At 70.2% G+C, this 14,043-nt stretch carries 16 protein-coding genes and 1 pseudogene; 13 read left to right on the top strand and 4 right to left on the bottom strand.

Translation table 11 applies throughout. The annotated features are described in order from the left end of the window. Positions 1-38 precede the first annotated feature (38 nt). Positions 39-776 carry an MspA family porin gene (locus tag GVY39_RS29330; RefSeq protein WP_159989373.1) on the top strand — a complete coding sequence of 246 codons (738 nt, stop codon included), beginning with the start codon at positions 39-41 and terminating at the stop codon, positions 774-776. Between the two features lie 190 nt (positions 777-966). Here the strand turns inward: GVY39_RS29330 and GVY39_RS29325 are convergent, their stop codons facing one another. Continuing rightward, complete coding sequence (locus GVY39_RS29325) at positions 967-1,641, bottom strand: pyridoxamine 5'-phosphate oxidase family protein (RefSeq protein WP_159930155.1); 675 nt, start codon at positions 1,639-1,641, stop codon at positions 967-969. A gap of 81 nt (positions 1,642-1,722) precedes the next feature. Here GVY39_RS29325 and GVY39_RS29320 point away from each other — a divergent pair, with 81 nt between their 5' ends. From GVY39_RS29320 to GVY39_RS29305, 4 genes are read left to right on the top strand one after another with little or no spacing between them, the layout of a single operon-like run. After that, a complete protein-coding gene (locus GVY39_RS29320; protein ID WP_159930154.1) occupies positions 1,723-3,093 on the top strand; it encodes a PLP-dependent aminotransferase family protein in 1,371 nt (456 codons plus the stop codon). Between the two features lie 10 nt (positions 3,094-3,103). Next, on the top strand, positions 3,104-3,349 hold the full coding sequence (locus tag GVY39_RS29315) for a DUF2630 family protein (protein WP_159930153.1): 246 nt from the start codon (positions 3,104-3,106) through the stop codon (positions 3,347-3,349). Positions 3,350-3,357: 8 nt separating this feature from the next. Continuing rightward, entirely contained in the window at positions 3,358-4,794 is a 1,437-nt protein-coding gene (locus GVY39_RS29310) for an NAD(P)/FAD-dependent oxidoreductase (RefSeq protein ID WP_159930152.1), read from the top strand. A 13-nt stretch (positions 4,795-4,807) separates the two neighbouring features. Further along, on the top strand, positions 4,808-6,316 hold the full coding sequence (locus GVY39_RS29305) for a carboxylesterase/lipase family protein (RefSeq protein ID WP_159930151.1): 1,509 nt from the start codon (positions 4,808-4,810) through the stop codon (positions 6,314-6,316). A 9-nt stretch (positions 6,317-6,325) separates the two neighbouring features. On the opposite strand, the gene GVY39_RS29300 is transcribed toward GVY39_RS29305, so the two are convergent. Continuing rightward, complete coding sequence (locus tag GVY39_RS29300) at positions 6,326-7,195, bottom strand: Fpg/Nei family DNA glycosylase (protein ID WP_159930150.1); 870 nt, start codon at positions 7,193-7,195, stop codon at positions 6,326-6,328. A 61-nt stretch (positions 7,196-7,256) separates the two neighbouring features. Continuing rightward, positions 7,257-8,000, bottom strand: a complete 744-nt coding sequence (gene cobF / locus GVY39_RS29295) for a precorrin-6A synthase (deacetylating) (RefSeq protein ID WP_159930149.1) — start codon at positions 7,998-8,000, stop codon at positions 7,257-7,259. Positions 8,001-8,109: 109 nt separating this feature from the next. Between cobF and GVY39_RS29290 the strand changes: the two genes are divergently transcribed. From GVY39_RS29290 to GVY39_RS29275, 4 genes and pseudogenes are all read left to right on the top strand, one after another. Then, positions 8,110-8,937 (top strand): thymidylate synthase, encoded by an 828-nt coding sequence (locus GVY39_RS29290; protein ID WP_159930148.1) that lies wholly within the window; start codon positions 8,110-8,112, stop codon positions 8,935-8,937. Continuing rightward, positions 8,934-9,434, top strand: a complete 501-nt coding sequence (locus GVY39_RS29285) for a dihydrofolate reductase (protein ID WP_159930147.1) — start codon at positions 8,934-8,936, stop codon at positions 9,432-9,434. Before GVY39_RS29290 ends, GVY39_RS29285 begins: the two co-directional genes overlap by 4 nt. Before the next feature lie 197 nt (positions 9,435-9,631). Further along, complete coding sequence (locus GVY39_RS29280) at positions 9,632-9,958, top strand: cupin domain-containing protein (RefSeq protein ID WP_159930146.1); 327 nt, start codon at positions 9,632-9,634, stop codon at positions 9,956-9,958. A 54-nt stretch (positions 9,959-10,012) separates the two neighbouring features. Then, positions 10,013-10,855: pseudogene (locus GVY39_RS29275) on the top strand (Dyp-type peroxidase); the annotation flags it as partial. Positions 10,856-10,877: 22 nt separating this feature from the next. On the opposite strand, the gene GVY39_RS35410 reads toward GVY39_RS29275, so the two are convergent. Next, positions 10,878-11,054 (bottom strand): pentapeptide repeat-containing protein, encoded by a 177-nt coding sequence (locus GVY39_RS35410; protein WP_369412182.1) that lies wholly within the window; start codon positions 11,052-11,054, stop codon positions 10,878-10,880. On the opposite strand from GVY39_RS35410, the gene GVY39_RS35405 reads away from it, so the two are divergent. The 4 genes from GVY39_RS35405 to GVY39_RS35150 all read left to right on the top strand — a co-directional run bounded on the left by GVY39_RS35405 (position 10,995) and on the right by GVY39_RS35150 (position 14,041). Beyond that, entirely contained in the window at positions 10,995-11,156 is a 162-nt protein-coding gene (locus GVY39_RS35405) for a Cys-every-fifth RiPP peptide CefA (protein WP_369412181.1), read from the top strand. The two genes, GVY39_RS35410 and GVY39_RS35405, sit on opposite strands and share 60 nt — an antisense overlap. A 16-nt stretch (positions 11,157-11,172) precedes the next feature. Continuing rightward, positions 11,173-11,973 carry a family 1 encapsulin nanocompartment shell protein gene (locus GVY39_RS29270; protein WP_159930144.1) on the top strand — a complete coding sequence of 267 codons (801 nt, stop codon included), beginning with the start codon at positions 11,173-11,175 and terminating at the stop codon, positions 11,971-11,973. Between the two features lie 102 nt (positions 11,974-12,075). Next, positions 12,076-12,606, top strand: a complete 531-nt coding sequence (locus GVY39_RS29265) for a hypothetical protein (protein ID WP_159930143.1) — start codon at positions 12,076-12,078, stop codon at positions 12,604-12,606. A 76-nt stretch (positions 12,607-12,682) separates the two neighbouring features. Then, positions 12,683-14,041 carry a TerD family protein gene (locus tag GVY39_RS35150; protein WP_159930172.1) on the top strand — a complete coding sequence of 453 codons (1,359 nt, stop codon included), beginning with the start codon at positions 12,683-12,685 and terminating at the stop codon, positions 14,039-14,041. The last annotated feature ends 2 nt before the right edge of the window (positions 14,042-14,043 follow it).

Below are 14,043 nucleotides of genomic sequence, written 5' to 3'. Positions count from 1 at the left end.
ACGAAGTTCCGATTCGATCGATACTCGACTGGAGCATGATGAACCGCAAGCATTCGCGTACCCTTGCCGCGATCATCGCGGTGATCGTGGCCGCTACCGGCTCTTTCGCTGTTTCCGATACCGTTGCGGGGGCCGAGCCGGGTGTGGTCGGCACCGGCGGGCTACATTTGATCGCGTCGGTGGACTACAACAACGTCGTATCCGTCGGCGGTGATGTCGCATTGGGCATTCCATTCGCGCACGCCGCCAAAGTGTCCGGGGACTTCTCGGTTGTTTCCGATGGCGCCTCGGCACTGCGTGCGGGGCAGATCGTCGCCGGGTATCTGATCGGCTGCGCGGTGGACATTTCCGACGGTATCTCGGTGTCCATCGCCGCGGCCGCGGGCGCCGGTGTCGAATTCACACCCGGGATCGTCATCGAGCTGGGTGGGATCGATTTCGGGGAATTCAACGAGTACGGGATGCTCGAGGAGTTGCCGGTCGTCGTCGCTCCCACCATTGCCATCGGCGCGGACACCACCTTCGGCGTAAACGGCGAACTCGGCGGTGAGATCACGGTGAATCTGGCGCCGGGCAGTGTGACCGCGGCGGTTATCGCCGAGGCGGACCTGGACGAGGAGTCGACGTTCCCCTTCACCTTCGCCCATACCAACACCGCGTTGAATGTCAACGGATGCCTTTCCCCGGCCTCCGCGATGCCGTTCATCACCGTCCGGGCCGAGGCAAGGAACGGCATCGCGCAAACGACGGGTTACGGTCCTCAGTTCGTATTCTGAGCGCGGCTGCGCACTTCTGCTCGTCGCTCACCCGGATAAAGCGGCATCAGGACGGCACATCTCTAATTCTCGGACCGGGCGCGGAGTGATTCCGCGCCCATCCACGAATCCCTCTTCCTACTTCGCACCGCCGCTCGGCTTCCGGCGCCCGCCGTGGCCGATACGGAGTTCGCGCAGTAGGTGAGGGCGCTCAGGAGTGGACGCGCTGGAGGACGTCGGCGGGGACAGGGATGCCTGGGGTTAGGTCCGGAGAGTCGACCGGAGCGTCCCACACCGGGCGCAGGGGAAGGACGCCCGCCCAGACGCCGCCCACCTCGATATCGGCCTCGTCGTCCTTGGGACCGCCCTCGCGAACCTTCACCGACGCCTCGGTGAGGTCGAGAGCGAGCACCGCGGTAGCGGCGAGTTCTTTCTTGTTCGGCGGGCGCACGCGCGACCAGGAGCCGGGCGCGGCGTGTTCGACGATCACGCGCAGCCCGTGCACGCGCTCGGCGGGGTCGGTCACGGCGCGAGCACGGCCGAGCACGACGGCGGAGCGGTAATTCATGGAGAAATGCATGGCCGAACGCGCGTAGACCACGCCGTCCACCAGAGTCACGGCTACCGAGATGTCATTCGCGAGTGCCGCGCGCATGTTCCCCGCGCCGGTCGAGCCGTGCAGGTAGAGCGTGTCGCCGTCGCGGCCGTAGGCGGTCGGCAGCACGACCGGCGCGCCGCCGAGCAGCACGCCGAGGTGGCAGATCAACCCGGCGTCGAGCACCGCGTCCAAGTCGGCGCGATCGGTCCGGGCCCGGTCGGTCGAACGGGTCGGTGTGCTGCGTGGCGTCGGGGACAGTGGCGGCCGTGGGTGGACTGGTGCGGTCATGCACTCAGCATCCAGCCGGGAATGGCATGATCAAAGTGCCAATTCGATCGATTTTCAGCAGTCCACTTCCGGGGGCCGCCCATGCTGGAGGACCTTCCACTGCACCTGGATCGCGACGCGACGCGACCACTGTCGGTGCAGATCGCCGACCAACTGCGGCGCGCCGCGACCACCGGACCGCTGCGCGGCGGCGACCGGCTGCCGTCCACCCGCGCGCTGGCCGATCGACTCGGCGTGAGCCGGACCGTGGTCTCCACCGCCTACGACCAGTTGCACGCGGAGGGCTGGATCAACGGCAGGCGCGGCTCAGGCACCTACCTGACCACCGCACCGGCGGACATGCCCGCGCGCACCGTTTCTTCCTCCAGTACGGACGCCGCGCCGCGTCTGTTCGACCTCTCCCCGGGTGCTCCGTGCGTCGAGGCCATCGATCCGGCAGCGTGGCGGCGCGCCTGGCGCGCCGCCGCGGATCACGCCCCGCTGGTACGCAAGGACCGCGCGGGCGAACCGGAATTCCGTACGGCGGTCACCGAGCATCTGTTGCGTCACCGCGGAATCGGCGCGGGCAGCGGCACCGTGCTGCTCGCCACCGCCGGTACGAGCGCGGCGGTAGGCGAATTGGCCGCCGCACTGCTGCGTCCGGGCGATGCCGTCGCCATGGAGGACCCGGGTTACCAGCGCGCCGCCGGGGCCTTCGCGGCGGCCGGTCTCGACGTGATCGCGGTCCCCGTGGACGGGGACGGCCTGCGCGTCGATCTGCTGCCGCCCCGGATCAAAGCGGTGTATTGCACTCCCGCGCATCAGTTCCCGCTCGGCGCGCGGATGCCTGCGGCGCGGCGGGTCGAACTGGTCGAACACGCGCGACGATCCGGGATCTTCGTCATCGAGGACGACTACGACGGGGAATTGCGCTACGACACCGCACCGCTGCCGTTGCTCGCCACCATGGCTCCCGACGTCGTGGTGCACTTGGGCACGACCAGCAAGATCCTGTCTCCGAGCCTCGGTGTCGGCTGGCTGCTCGCCGCCCCCGAGATCGCCGAGGCGGTGCTCGCCCACCGGGAGCGCACCGGCACCGGCCCGAGCCCGGCGGGCCAGCGGGTGCTGGTCGCCTTGGCCGCCCACGGCGATCTGGCCAGGCACCTGCGCAGGCTGCGCCGCGCGCTGCCGCCGCGCCGGGCGCTGGTGGTGACCGAGCTACGCCGCCGGGGACTCGGCGTGCTCGGCGACGACGCGGGATCGCACGTCGTCGTGCCGGTGGAGTCGGCGCGGGCCGAGCGGCGCGTGGTCGCGGCGGGGCTGGCGTGCGGTGTCGCGCTCGACGGCCTGGCCCGATACCACCTGGGAGCCCGCCGTGAGCACTTCGGCGTCGCGCTCGGCTACACAGCGCTGCCCTGGCCGGAACTTGCCGCCGCCGTACCGTTGGCCGCCGCGTGCCTCACCCGGCCGTAGCATGGTCCGCATGAGCGAACAGGACATCTTGGCGCGCATCAAAGAACTGGTCGACCAGGAGCACCAGCTGCGCTCGCAGGCCAGCCACGGCGAATTGGACCCCAAGACCGAACGCCAGCGCCTGGCCGAGCTGGAAGTGATGCTGGATCAGGCATGGGACCTGCTCCGCCATCGCCGGGCGCGGCTCGATCAGGGCCGGTCCCCGGATGGCGTCCAGGCGAACTCGGTGTCGCAGGTCGAGGGTTACCTGCAGTAGGCGTGGCGATGTCGAGCACACCGACCGACTACGACGTCATCGTGATCGGTGGCGGACCAGCGGGCGAGAACGCCGCCGCCTATGCCGTCGCGGGCAGTGACCGCACGGCCGCCATCGTCGAGCGTGAACTCATCGGTGGCGAATGCTCGTATTGGGCTTGTATTCCGAGCAAAGCGCTGCTGCGGCCGGGCCACGTCCTTGCGGCCGCGCGGGCGATGCCGGGAGTCTCGGCCACCGGCCTCGACGTCGAGGCGGTGCTGCGGCGGCGCGACGCCTTCGTGCACGACCACGACGATTCCGCGCAGGTCGCCTGGGCCGAGAGCACGCGGATCGACATCGTGCGCGGTGCGGGCCGCCTGACCGGTACCCGTTCGGTCGAGGTCGGCGGACGGCGGCTGCGCGCCCGGCACGCGGTCGTGCTGGCCACCGGCACCACCGCGAACGTCCCCGACGTGCCCGGCCTGCGTGCCGCGTTGCCGTGGATCTCCCGCGACGCCACCAATCTGCACGAGGTGCCGCGCCGGGTCGCCGTGGTCGGCGGCGGCGTGGTCGCCTCCGAGGCGGCGACCTGGCTGGCCGCGCTCGGCGCCGAGGTCACCCTGCTGGTGCGGGGCTCGGCGCTGCTGGGCTCGGCCGAGCCGTTCGCGCGCGATCGGGTGGCGGCGGCGCTGACCGAGGCGGGCGTGCGAGTCCGCTTCGGCACCGAGCCCGTCGCCGTCGAGCGCCCAGCCGCGAAGGACACCGGCGAAGGGTGGATTCACGGCGGTCCGGCCACGGTCCGGTTGCGCGGTCCCGACGGGGAGTCGGCACTCGACGTGGACGAGATCGTGGTGGCGGCCGGACGCGCCCCTGCCACGGCGGGGCTCGGTCTGGACGCGGTCGGGCTGCCCGACGGATACGTCACGGTGGACGATCACCTCACCGCGCGCGGTGTCGACGGCGAGTGGCTGTATGTCGTCGGCGACCTCAACCGTCGCGCCGCGCTCACGCATATGGGCAAGTACCAGGGCCGGGTGTGCGGCGACGTGATCGCGGCACGGGCCGAGGGCCGGCCGCTGGACGACGCGCGGTTCGTCGCGAGCTCCGACCACGGCAAGGTGCCGCAAGTGGTGTTCACCGCGCCGGAGGTGGCCTCTGTCGGCCTGACCGAAGCCGCGGCCGCAGACGCGGGTCACGCGGTCGAGACCGTCGAACTGGACATCGAGGTGGCCGGCTCGGCGCTCTCCCGTGACAATTACGCGGGCCACGCGAAACTGGTGATCGACAGCGCCACCGACACGCTGCTCGGCGCCACCTTCGTCGGCCCCGAGGTGGGCGAGCAATTGCACGCGGCGACGATCGCGGTGGTCGGCCGGGTGCCGCTGTCCACTCTCTGGCACGCCGTGCCATCCTTCCCGGCGGTCAGCGAGTTCTGGTTGCGCCTGTTGGAGGCGCGGCGTACATAGCTACCATTTTCCAATGGTGGCAACAACGGATATCGCGACCGCCGACGGAGTCGTCCGTGGTCGCCGGGGCCGCCGCGTCTTGCGCTGGCGGTCCATTCCCTACGCGGCTCCTCCTATCGGAGACCTGCGATTTCGCGCTCCACAGCCGGTCGAACCGTGGTCGGGCGTGCGGGCGGCGACGGAATTCACCTCCGCGGCGATGCAGCACCGCTCCGGGGCGCGAATCGGGCCGCGCGCCTACCAGCCGACCAGCGAGGACGCGCTGACACTGAATGTCACCGCACCCGCGTCCGCGTCGGCGAGCCCGCGGCCGGTGCTGGTCTTCATCCACGGCGGCGGCTATCTCATCGGCACCTCCGCGCTCGGGCTGTATTCCGGGGCGCGCCTGGCGCTGCGCGGCGACGTGGTGGTGGTGTCGCTGAACTACCGGCTGGGGGCGTTCGGCTATGTCGATTTCAGCGAGTTCGGCACCTCGCAGCACCCGTTCGACGCCAACCTGGGATTGCGCGACCAACTCGCCGCGCTGGAGTGGGTGCGCACCAACATCGCGGCCTTCGGCGGCGATCCCGGCAACGTGACGATCTTCGGCGAGTCGGCGGGAGCGCACGCCGTGCTCGGTCTCCTGGCCACACCGGCGGCCAAGGGCCTGTTCCATCGGGCCATCTCGCAGAGCCCGCCCGCCGACTGGTCGATGACCACCGAGGAGGCACGCGGCTTCGCGCGCCGCTGCGTCGCCGCGCTGGGCGCCACACCCGACACCGCGCACACCGCGCTGCGCACCGCGGGCGCCAACGACATCCGCCGCGCCGTCGACCGCACCATCGCCCAGGTGCTACGGGAACAGCCGGGCGTCTTCCCCGCCTGTCCGGTCGTGGACGGCGAGTTCCTGCCGCGCTCCCCGGTCGACGCGATCACCGACGGCTCGGCGCATCGGGTGCCGCTGATCATCGGCACGAACCGGGACGAGGGCACGCTCTTCGCCAGATTCGCCGACGAACTGCCCACCACCCCGGACCGCCTTCGCTCGGCGCTCGGCCACTCCGCCGAGGCCGAAGCCAGGATCGCTTCGGCGTATCCCGGTTATCCCCAGCCGAAGGCCGCGATACGCGCGGGCGGCGACTACACCTTCTGGCGTCCTTCGCTGACCGTTATGGAAGGTCACAGCAGACATGCGCCGACATACGCCTACCGCTACGACTTCGCACCGCGCGCCCTGCACCTGAGCGGGCTCGGCGCCACGCACGCGACCGACCTCATCCCCGTCTTCGGCGTCGCGGACACCCCGATCGGCCGGGCCTTCACCGCCGCGGGCGGCCGGCGCGGGCTGCGCGCGGTCACCGGCCAGTTCCAGGACAATTGGCTGGCCTTCGCCCGCACCGGAGCGCCCTTGCCGTCCTGGCCCGCGTATACCGAGGCCCGCAGGTCCACCCTGATCATCGACTACCCCACTCGCGTGGAACACGACCCGGACCGGCCGAAACGACTTGCGTGGCAGGGCGTGCGGGTGCCCACGGTGACCTGAGCCGGACCGCTACTTCAACAGGCGCGACATCCGCCGGTCCGCGAGCACCTTGCCGCCGGTCTGACAGGTGGGGCAGTACTGGAACGACCGATCGGCGTAGGAGACCTCGCGGACCGTGTCGCCGCAGACCGGGCAGGGTGACCCGGTCCTGGCGTGCACCCGCATGCCGGAGCGCTTCTCGCCCTTGAGACGGGCGGCGTCCTGACCGACCGAGCGCCGTACCGCGTCGGTGAGCACCGCGCGCATGGCCGTGTACAACTCGGCCACCTTGTCGGCCGGAAGGGTCTTCGTGTTCGCGAACGGCGAGATCCGCGCAGTGTGCAGGATCTCGTCGGAGTAGGCGTTGCCGACGCCCGCCAGCAACACCTGGTCGACCAGCGCGGTCTTGATCCGCTGCGAGGTGCCCTGCAGGATGTCGGCGAACTGCGCCTCGGTGACCTCCAGCGCGTCGGGGCCGAGCCGGGCGATGCCCGGCACGGCTTTCGGGTCCGCCACGACGTACACCGCCAGCCGCTTCTTCGTGCCCGCCTCGGTCAGGTCGAACGCGGGCGTCGCTCCTTCGGGGGTGAAGAAATGCACCCGCAACGCCAGCGGGCTCTTGCCGCCCGGCTTGGGCGGCGTCGGACTCGGTTCATCGATCCAGCGCAGCCAACCACCGCGCGACAGATGGGTGATCAGCCACAGGCCGTCGCACTCCATCCCGAGGAATTTGCCCCAGCGCGCCGCACCGGTGACGTCGCGACCCGACAGCGCGGTGACCGGGGGCTCGAAGGTCTTGACGGCGCTCAGCGCGGCCACGTCGACACGGCCGATCACGGCGGCGACCGCATGCTCCCGGAGGAACTGCGCCAACGCCTCCACCTCCGGTAGCTCTGGCACGGGCTCCAGACTACCCAGCCCCACCGACACCCTGCCGGTTCTCGCGCCGGAGCGGGGCGGTTCAACCGTTGCGGCGCAGCAGGTAGATGTCCATGATCCAGCCCTTGCGGTCACGCAACTCGGCGCGGCGGCGGACGATTTCCGCACGCACCCGCGGCAGCGGGCCCTCGATCAGCGTCTCGTCCGGCATACCGAGGTAGGCGCCCCACCAGATGTGCACGCCCGCGTCCGGGATCGCGGTGAACGAGCAGTCGCCGTCCAGCATCACCAGCGCGTTCTCCTCGCCCAGGCCCTCCTCGCGGAGGCGGCGGCCGGTGGTGATGCGCACCGGTTCGCCGATTCCGTGCAGCACGATGCGATGCCGCGCGGCCAGCGCCTGCGCGCTGGTGATGCCCGGGACGACCTCGTGCTCGAAGCCGACCACGCCACGGGCGAGCACCCGCTCGACCATCCGCAGCGTGCTGTCGTACAGCGCGGGATCGCCCCAGACCAGGATGCCGCCGACGCCGTCTACCGCCGCGAACGCCGATTCCAGCAGCATCGACCGGCGATCGTGCCAGTCCTCGACCACGTCGAGGTAGTCGGCGGGCGTCCGGTCGCGCGGCGGGTCGGCGATCGGGACGATCCGGTACGGCCGGTCCATGTGCGCCTCCAGGATCGCGGTGCGCACGTCGGCCAGTTCCCGTTTGGCCTCCCCCTTGCCGATGACGAAGAACGCCTCGACCTGCCGCATCGCCTTGATCGCCTGCACGGTGACCTGGTCGGGATCACCGGCGCCGATGCCGATCACGTAGAGCTTGCGCATGGGCTCGAGCTTGCCAGGTCGCCGCGAGACCACGGTCGCCAGGCGCGGCCCTGGGCGCGGCCGCCGACTCGCCGAACGCGCTGGAGCACGAGGACTAGAGTTGCCAGGCGTGGCTCATGACGCGCTCGATCCGGCTTCCGCCCCCGACACCCAGTACGAGGACCTGCTGCGGCTGGTACTGGCCTCCGGGACGAAGAAAGCCGATCGCACCGGCACGGGAACCCGCAGCATCTTCGGCCACCAGCTGCGCTATGACCTCTCGGCCGGGTTTCCGCTGATCACTACGAAGAAAGTCCACCTGAAGTCGATCGTCTACGAGTTGCTGTGGTTCCTGCGCGGCGACTCCAACGTCGGCTGGCTGCGCGAACACGGCGTCTCGATCTGGGACGAGTGGGCCGACGCCGACGGCGAACTGGGCCCGGTCTACGGCGTGCAGTGGCGGTCGTGGCCGACACCGGACGGCACCCACATCGACCAGATCTCCCAGGTGCTGCACACCCTGCGCACCGACCCGGACTCCCGGCGCATCATCGTCTCGGCGTGGAACGTCGCCGACCTGGACAAGATGGCGCTGGCGCCCTGCCACGCGTTCTTCCAGTTCTACGTGGCCGACGGGAAACTGTCCTGCCAGCTCTACCAGCGCAGCGCCGACCTCTTCCTGGGCGTGCCGTTCAACATCGCCAGCTACGCCCTGCTCACCCACATGGTCGCCCAGCAGGCCGAGCTGGCGCCCGGTGACTTCATCTGGACCGGCGGCGACTGTCACATCTACGACAATCACCTCGACCAGGTCACCGAGCAGCTCGGCCGCGACCCCTATCCGTTCCCCGCGTTGCGGCTGCGTCCCGCGCCGACGCTGTTCGACTACCGCTACGAGGATGTGGAAGTGATCGGCTACCGGCATCATCCGGCCATCAAGGCCACGGTGGCGGTGTGAGTCGCACGATCGGCCTGATCTGGGCGCAAACCCTGGACGGGGTGATCGGGCTGCGCAACACCATTCCCTGGCGGCTGCCCGAGGACATGGCGCAGTTCAAGGACGCCACCTGGGGCCACCCCGTGGTGATGGGCCGTCGGACCTGGGATTCGCTGCCGCCGAGGTTCCGGCCGCTGGCCGGTCGGCGAAATATCGTGGTGACCAGGCAGCCCGACTGGTCGGCCGAAGGCGCCGAGCGCGCGTCGTCGGTGTCCGAGGCGCTGGACCGGTGCGCCCCGGACGCCGTCTGGGTCGCCGGGGGCGGCGAGATCTACCGCGCCGCGCTGGATTTCGCGACCGACCTGCGCGTCACCGAGATCGACGCCGACATCGAGGGCGACGCTTTCGCGCCGTCGATCGGACCGGAATGGCAGCCAGACGACCCGGAGCCATGGCGCACGTCGGCCACTGGACTGCGCTTCCGGATCCGGCACTACACCCGGAGTCGACCCGCCTAGGGAGATCCCGTGCGGCGCCACGCCGTGGGCAGCCGCGAACGCCGCCCTCCTGAGCGGGCCAGGTGAAACCCGGCCCGCTCGGCAGCCGACTGGGGCATACTCCTCGTTATACGGCGGCCGGACTTTCGTCCGTCCGCACGCCTCGAGCCGTTGCCACCAGCCCGGCATCGGCTGTGGTGATCTGCGAAAGGCGGTCTATGGAAAAGAAATCGCTGACTGCGGTAGCGCGCCAGCAACTGAAGCTGGCCGCCATCGCCTCGAGCGGACGCAGTTCACAAACCATCTATGGCGGCCATGCGCACACGCTGCGGCAGACGGTGGTCGGCCTGACGGCCGGGCAGAGCCTGGCCGAGCACGACAACATGGGCGAGGCGACGCTGCTGGTGCTCAGCGGCACACTGATCTTGATCAGCGGCGCCAACGAATGGAAGGGCTCCGGGGGCGACCTGATCGTGGTTCCCAAGGCGCGCCACAGCGTCAAAGCGATCGACGACGTCGCGTTCCTGCTGACGGTGGCGATGTAGCCACCGCGCGGGTCCGCGGGGCGGTCGGCGCAGCCGGGCATTAGGGTGTCGATCATGGGTGAGCCGCAGCCGATTCTCGAACCGCTCACGCCGTCCGCGATCTTCCTTGTCGCCACGATCGACGAGGGTGGCGAGGCAGCCGTCCGCGACCTGCTCGCCGACATCACCGGCCTGCGCCGCTCGGTGGGCTTCCGCCTGCCCGGCGCGAACCTGACCTGCGTGACGTCGATCGGCTCCGACGCCTGGGACCGCCTCTTCGCCGGACCGAGGCCCGCGCAACTGCATCCGTTCCCCGGATTCGTCGGCGCCCGCCACACCGCACCGGCCACACCGGGCGACTTGCTGTTCCACATCAAGTCCGAGGTGCAGGACGCCTGCTTCGAACTGGCCATGGCCATCGCCGACCGGCTGGCGGGCGCGGGGACCATCGTGGACGAGACCGTCGGCTTCCGCTATTTCGAGCAGCGCGACCTGCTCGGCTTCGTGGACGGCACCGAGAACCCGGAGGGCCGCGCGGCCGCCGCGGCCGCGCTGGTGGGCGAGGAGGATCCGCAGTTCACCGGCGGCAGCTACGTGATCGTGCAGAAGTACACCCACCCGCTGGCGGACTGGCGCGCGCTGTCGGTCGAGGAGCAGGAGCGCGTGATCGGCCGCACCAAACTGGACGACTTCGAGCTGCCCGACGAGATCAAGCCTGCCGACTCGCACGTCGAGGTCAACACGCTCATCGATCCGGACGGCACCGAACGTCAGATCCTGCGCGGCAACATGCCCTTCGGCAGCGTGCGCGACGGGGTGTTCGGCACCTACTACATCGCCTACGCGGCCACGCCGAGCGTCATCGAACGCATGCTCACCCGCATGTTCCTCGGCACCGACGAGGCAGCCTACGACCGCATCCTGGATTTCTCCGTCGCCCTCACCGGCACGTCGTTCTTCGCACCCACCGTCGATTTCCTCGACGATCTGCCGCCGGCGCCGTGGGACACGGCGGAACCCGCGGTGTCCGTGGACACCGACGGCGCCGGTCGCGCAGATCTGCCCGGCGCAGATCTGCCCGGCACAGATCTGCCCGGCACAGATCTGCCCGGCACAGATCTGCCCGGCACAGATCTGCCCGGCACAGATCTGCCCGGCACAGATCTGCCCGGCACCGCCGCGCCCTCGGGCGACGGCGCCCTCGGTATCGGCTCGTTGAAAAGGAGCACCCGGTCATGAACAACCTCCATCGCGAACTAGCGCCGATCACCTCCGAGGCGTGGGCGGCCATCGAGGAGGAGGCGACGCGCACGTTCAAGCGGCACATCGCGGGCAGGCGCGTCGTGGATCTCTCCGGCCCGCACGGCACCGACTACTCCGCGGTGGGCACCGGGCACACCACCCCGATCGACTCGCCCGACGCGGGTGTCTTCGCCCGTCAGCGGGTGGTCGCGCCGCTGGTCGAACTGCGCGTGCCGTTCACGCTCTCACGCGAGGAACTCGACAATGTCGAGCGCGGCGCCCAGGACGCCGACTTGGATCCGGTGAAGGACGCCGCGAAGAAGATCGCGTTCGCCGAGGACCGCGCGATCTTCGAGGGGTATCCGGCCGCACGGATCACCGGTATCCGGGCCAGCTCGTCCAACCAGCCGATCACGCTGCCCAGCGACACCCGGCTGGTTCCGGAGGCGATCGCGCAGGCGTTGAGCGCCCTGCGGCTGGCCGGTGTCGACGGACCGTACTCGGTGCTGCTCAGTGCCGAGCTGTACACGGCGGTCAGCGAGACCTCCGACCACGGCCACATGATCCGCACGCACATCGAGCGCCTGATCCCGGAAGGCGAGATCATCTGGGCGCCCGCTATCGACGGCGCGATCGTGCTCACCACGCGCGGCGGCGACTTCGATCTGCGCATCGGCCAGGATCTGTCCATCGGCTACCTCTCGCACGACAGCACGTCGATCCAGCTGTACTTCCAGCAGAGCTTGACGTTCCTGGTGTACACCGCCGAGGCCGCGGTCCCGCTGACGGTCTGAGCACCGCCTCCCGCATCGGCCACATCTGGGAAACGGCCAGGTGTGCACCGGTACACGAGGCGGTACGGTGAGCCGGAAATGCACCAGAGGCAGGTAGGTGAGATGACAACGGTGCGGGCAGGCGTGGTCCCGACTCAACGCGCCGCGCTCTACAGCGTGTTCGGCATCCTGGCGACCGTCACGATCTGCGGCTCGTTCGTCGCCGCGTTCGGGGTGAACCGGGTGTTCACCGGCCTGCTGGCCGGTACCGTCGTCGGTGTCGCGGTGCTGGCCGCGCTGTTCACCAGGGACGCCATCGTGCTCACCGATCACGCCATCTACCGGCGCAAACCGTGGGCGGTCTCCAGCATCCCGTGGGACCGGGTGGTGGCCGGGCGCTTCGCCCTCGACGAACGTGCCCGCTGGTCGCTGGCGCTGGACCTGGCCGGTGTGGACGAACCGCACGGCGAGCTGGTTCTGCTGTCCATCCCGCCGGTGGTCGGCCCGGTCGCGGGCGCCTACGACCTGCGCAAACGCGATCAGGTCACGGAGATCCGGGCGATCTTGCGGCGCAAGCGGATTCCGGTGACCGTGCTTCCGCAGATCGCGGGCGCGCTGCAGGAACACTGGCAGATCGCGCCGCCGACCCACTGAGGCGCGCGGCCCCTCGGGCGAACGCGCGGATGCGGGACGCCGTGGGCCGGTATCGGTTACGTTGACAGACGTGTCCATGCCGAAGGGCGCCAACGTGCCCGTGCCGAATTCCGACGTCCGGATCGAAGTGGGCTGGCGGGCCGGGGCGGGCGCGCCGGACGCCGACGCCTCCGCGCTGCTCGTCGTGTCCGGGAGGGTGCGCTCCGACAGCGATTTCGTCTTCTACAACCAGCCCGTCCACCCGTCCCGCGCCGTCCGGCACGAGGGCAAGCGCTCGGGGTCGATCGTGCTGGACGTGCTGTCCGCGGAGTTGGCGCGGGTGGAGCCGCAGGTCGAGGGCATCGTCATCGCGGCATCCACCGACGGCGCCGCCGTCGGGCTGCTCGACGGACTGTTCGTGCGAGTCGTGGACAGCGACACCGGAGCGGAAGTCGCCCGTTTCGACGGCATCGACGCGACGAGCGAGACCGCCGTCGTGCTCGGTGAGCTGTACCGGCGCCAGGGCGGATGGAAATTCCGCGCAGTCGGCCAGGGGTATGCCTCCGGTTTGGCCGGACTGGCCACCGATTACGGGATCTCCGTGGACGGAGAACCCGCCGCGCCACACGAATACACACCACCACCCCCGCCGCCTGCCCCGCCGCACGAGTTCACGCCGCCACCGCCACCCTCCGGGCCGGTACCGCCGGAGCCGGGCCGGCACGCGGCACCCGGCCAGCACCCCGCGGCGGCGCAGCACACGACGCCGCTAGGGCAATACCCATACGCGCCCCCGCCAGCGGCAGGGCAGTCGGCGTGGCCTGGCCACAACGCGTCCACGGCACACCCGTTCGGCACTGTCTTCCTGACGACGGACTCCCCCTCGGTGTCGTTGACCGCGCAAGGCGTCATGCGGATCAACTCGACTTGGACCGCTGCGGCGGGCTCGGGCACGTCCGGCCAGGGCGGGGCGCTGGATTTGGATCTGTGCTGCTTCTGGGAACTGCTGGATGGACGCAAGGGCGACGTCCGTCCGGTCGGCGATCGCGGATCGCTGGAGCGGCCGCCGTTCATCCGCCTGGACACCGACGACCGCTCCGGAGCGGGCCCCGCCGGTGAGAATCTCCAGGTCGACCTCGGTCACGCGACCGAGTTCCGCCGGATCCTCGTCTTCGCCACCCTTTACGACGGCGCGGCCGACCTCCGCGGCGTCCGGATGACCGCGACGCTGTACCCGGCAGCCGCGCCGCCGATCGAGCTGAGCGTCGAAGGTTGCCCGGACGGCTCCCGCGACGTGGTGCTGGCGCTCATCGAGAACACCGGTTCGGGACTGGTGGTACGTCGTGAAGGCCGCTTCGTCGCGCCGCCACCGAACCGTCCGCGCTGGGGCGTGACAGAAGTGGACAAGGCCTACGGTTGGGGACTGAACTGGGTCCGGGGCACCGGCAAGTCCTGAAT

The organism is Nocardia sp. CY15, assembly GCF_009829295.1.
GTDB classification, from domain to species: Bacteria; Actinomycetota; Actinomycetes; order Mycobacteriales; family Mycobacteriaceae; genus Nocardia; species Nocardia sputi.
This window is presented reverse-complemented; position numbering and strand designations above follow the sequence as displayed.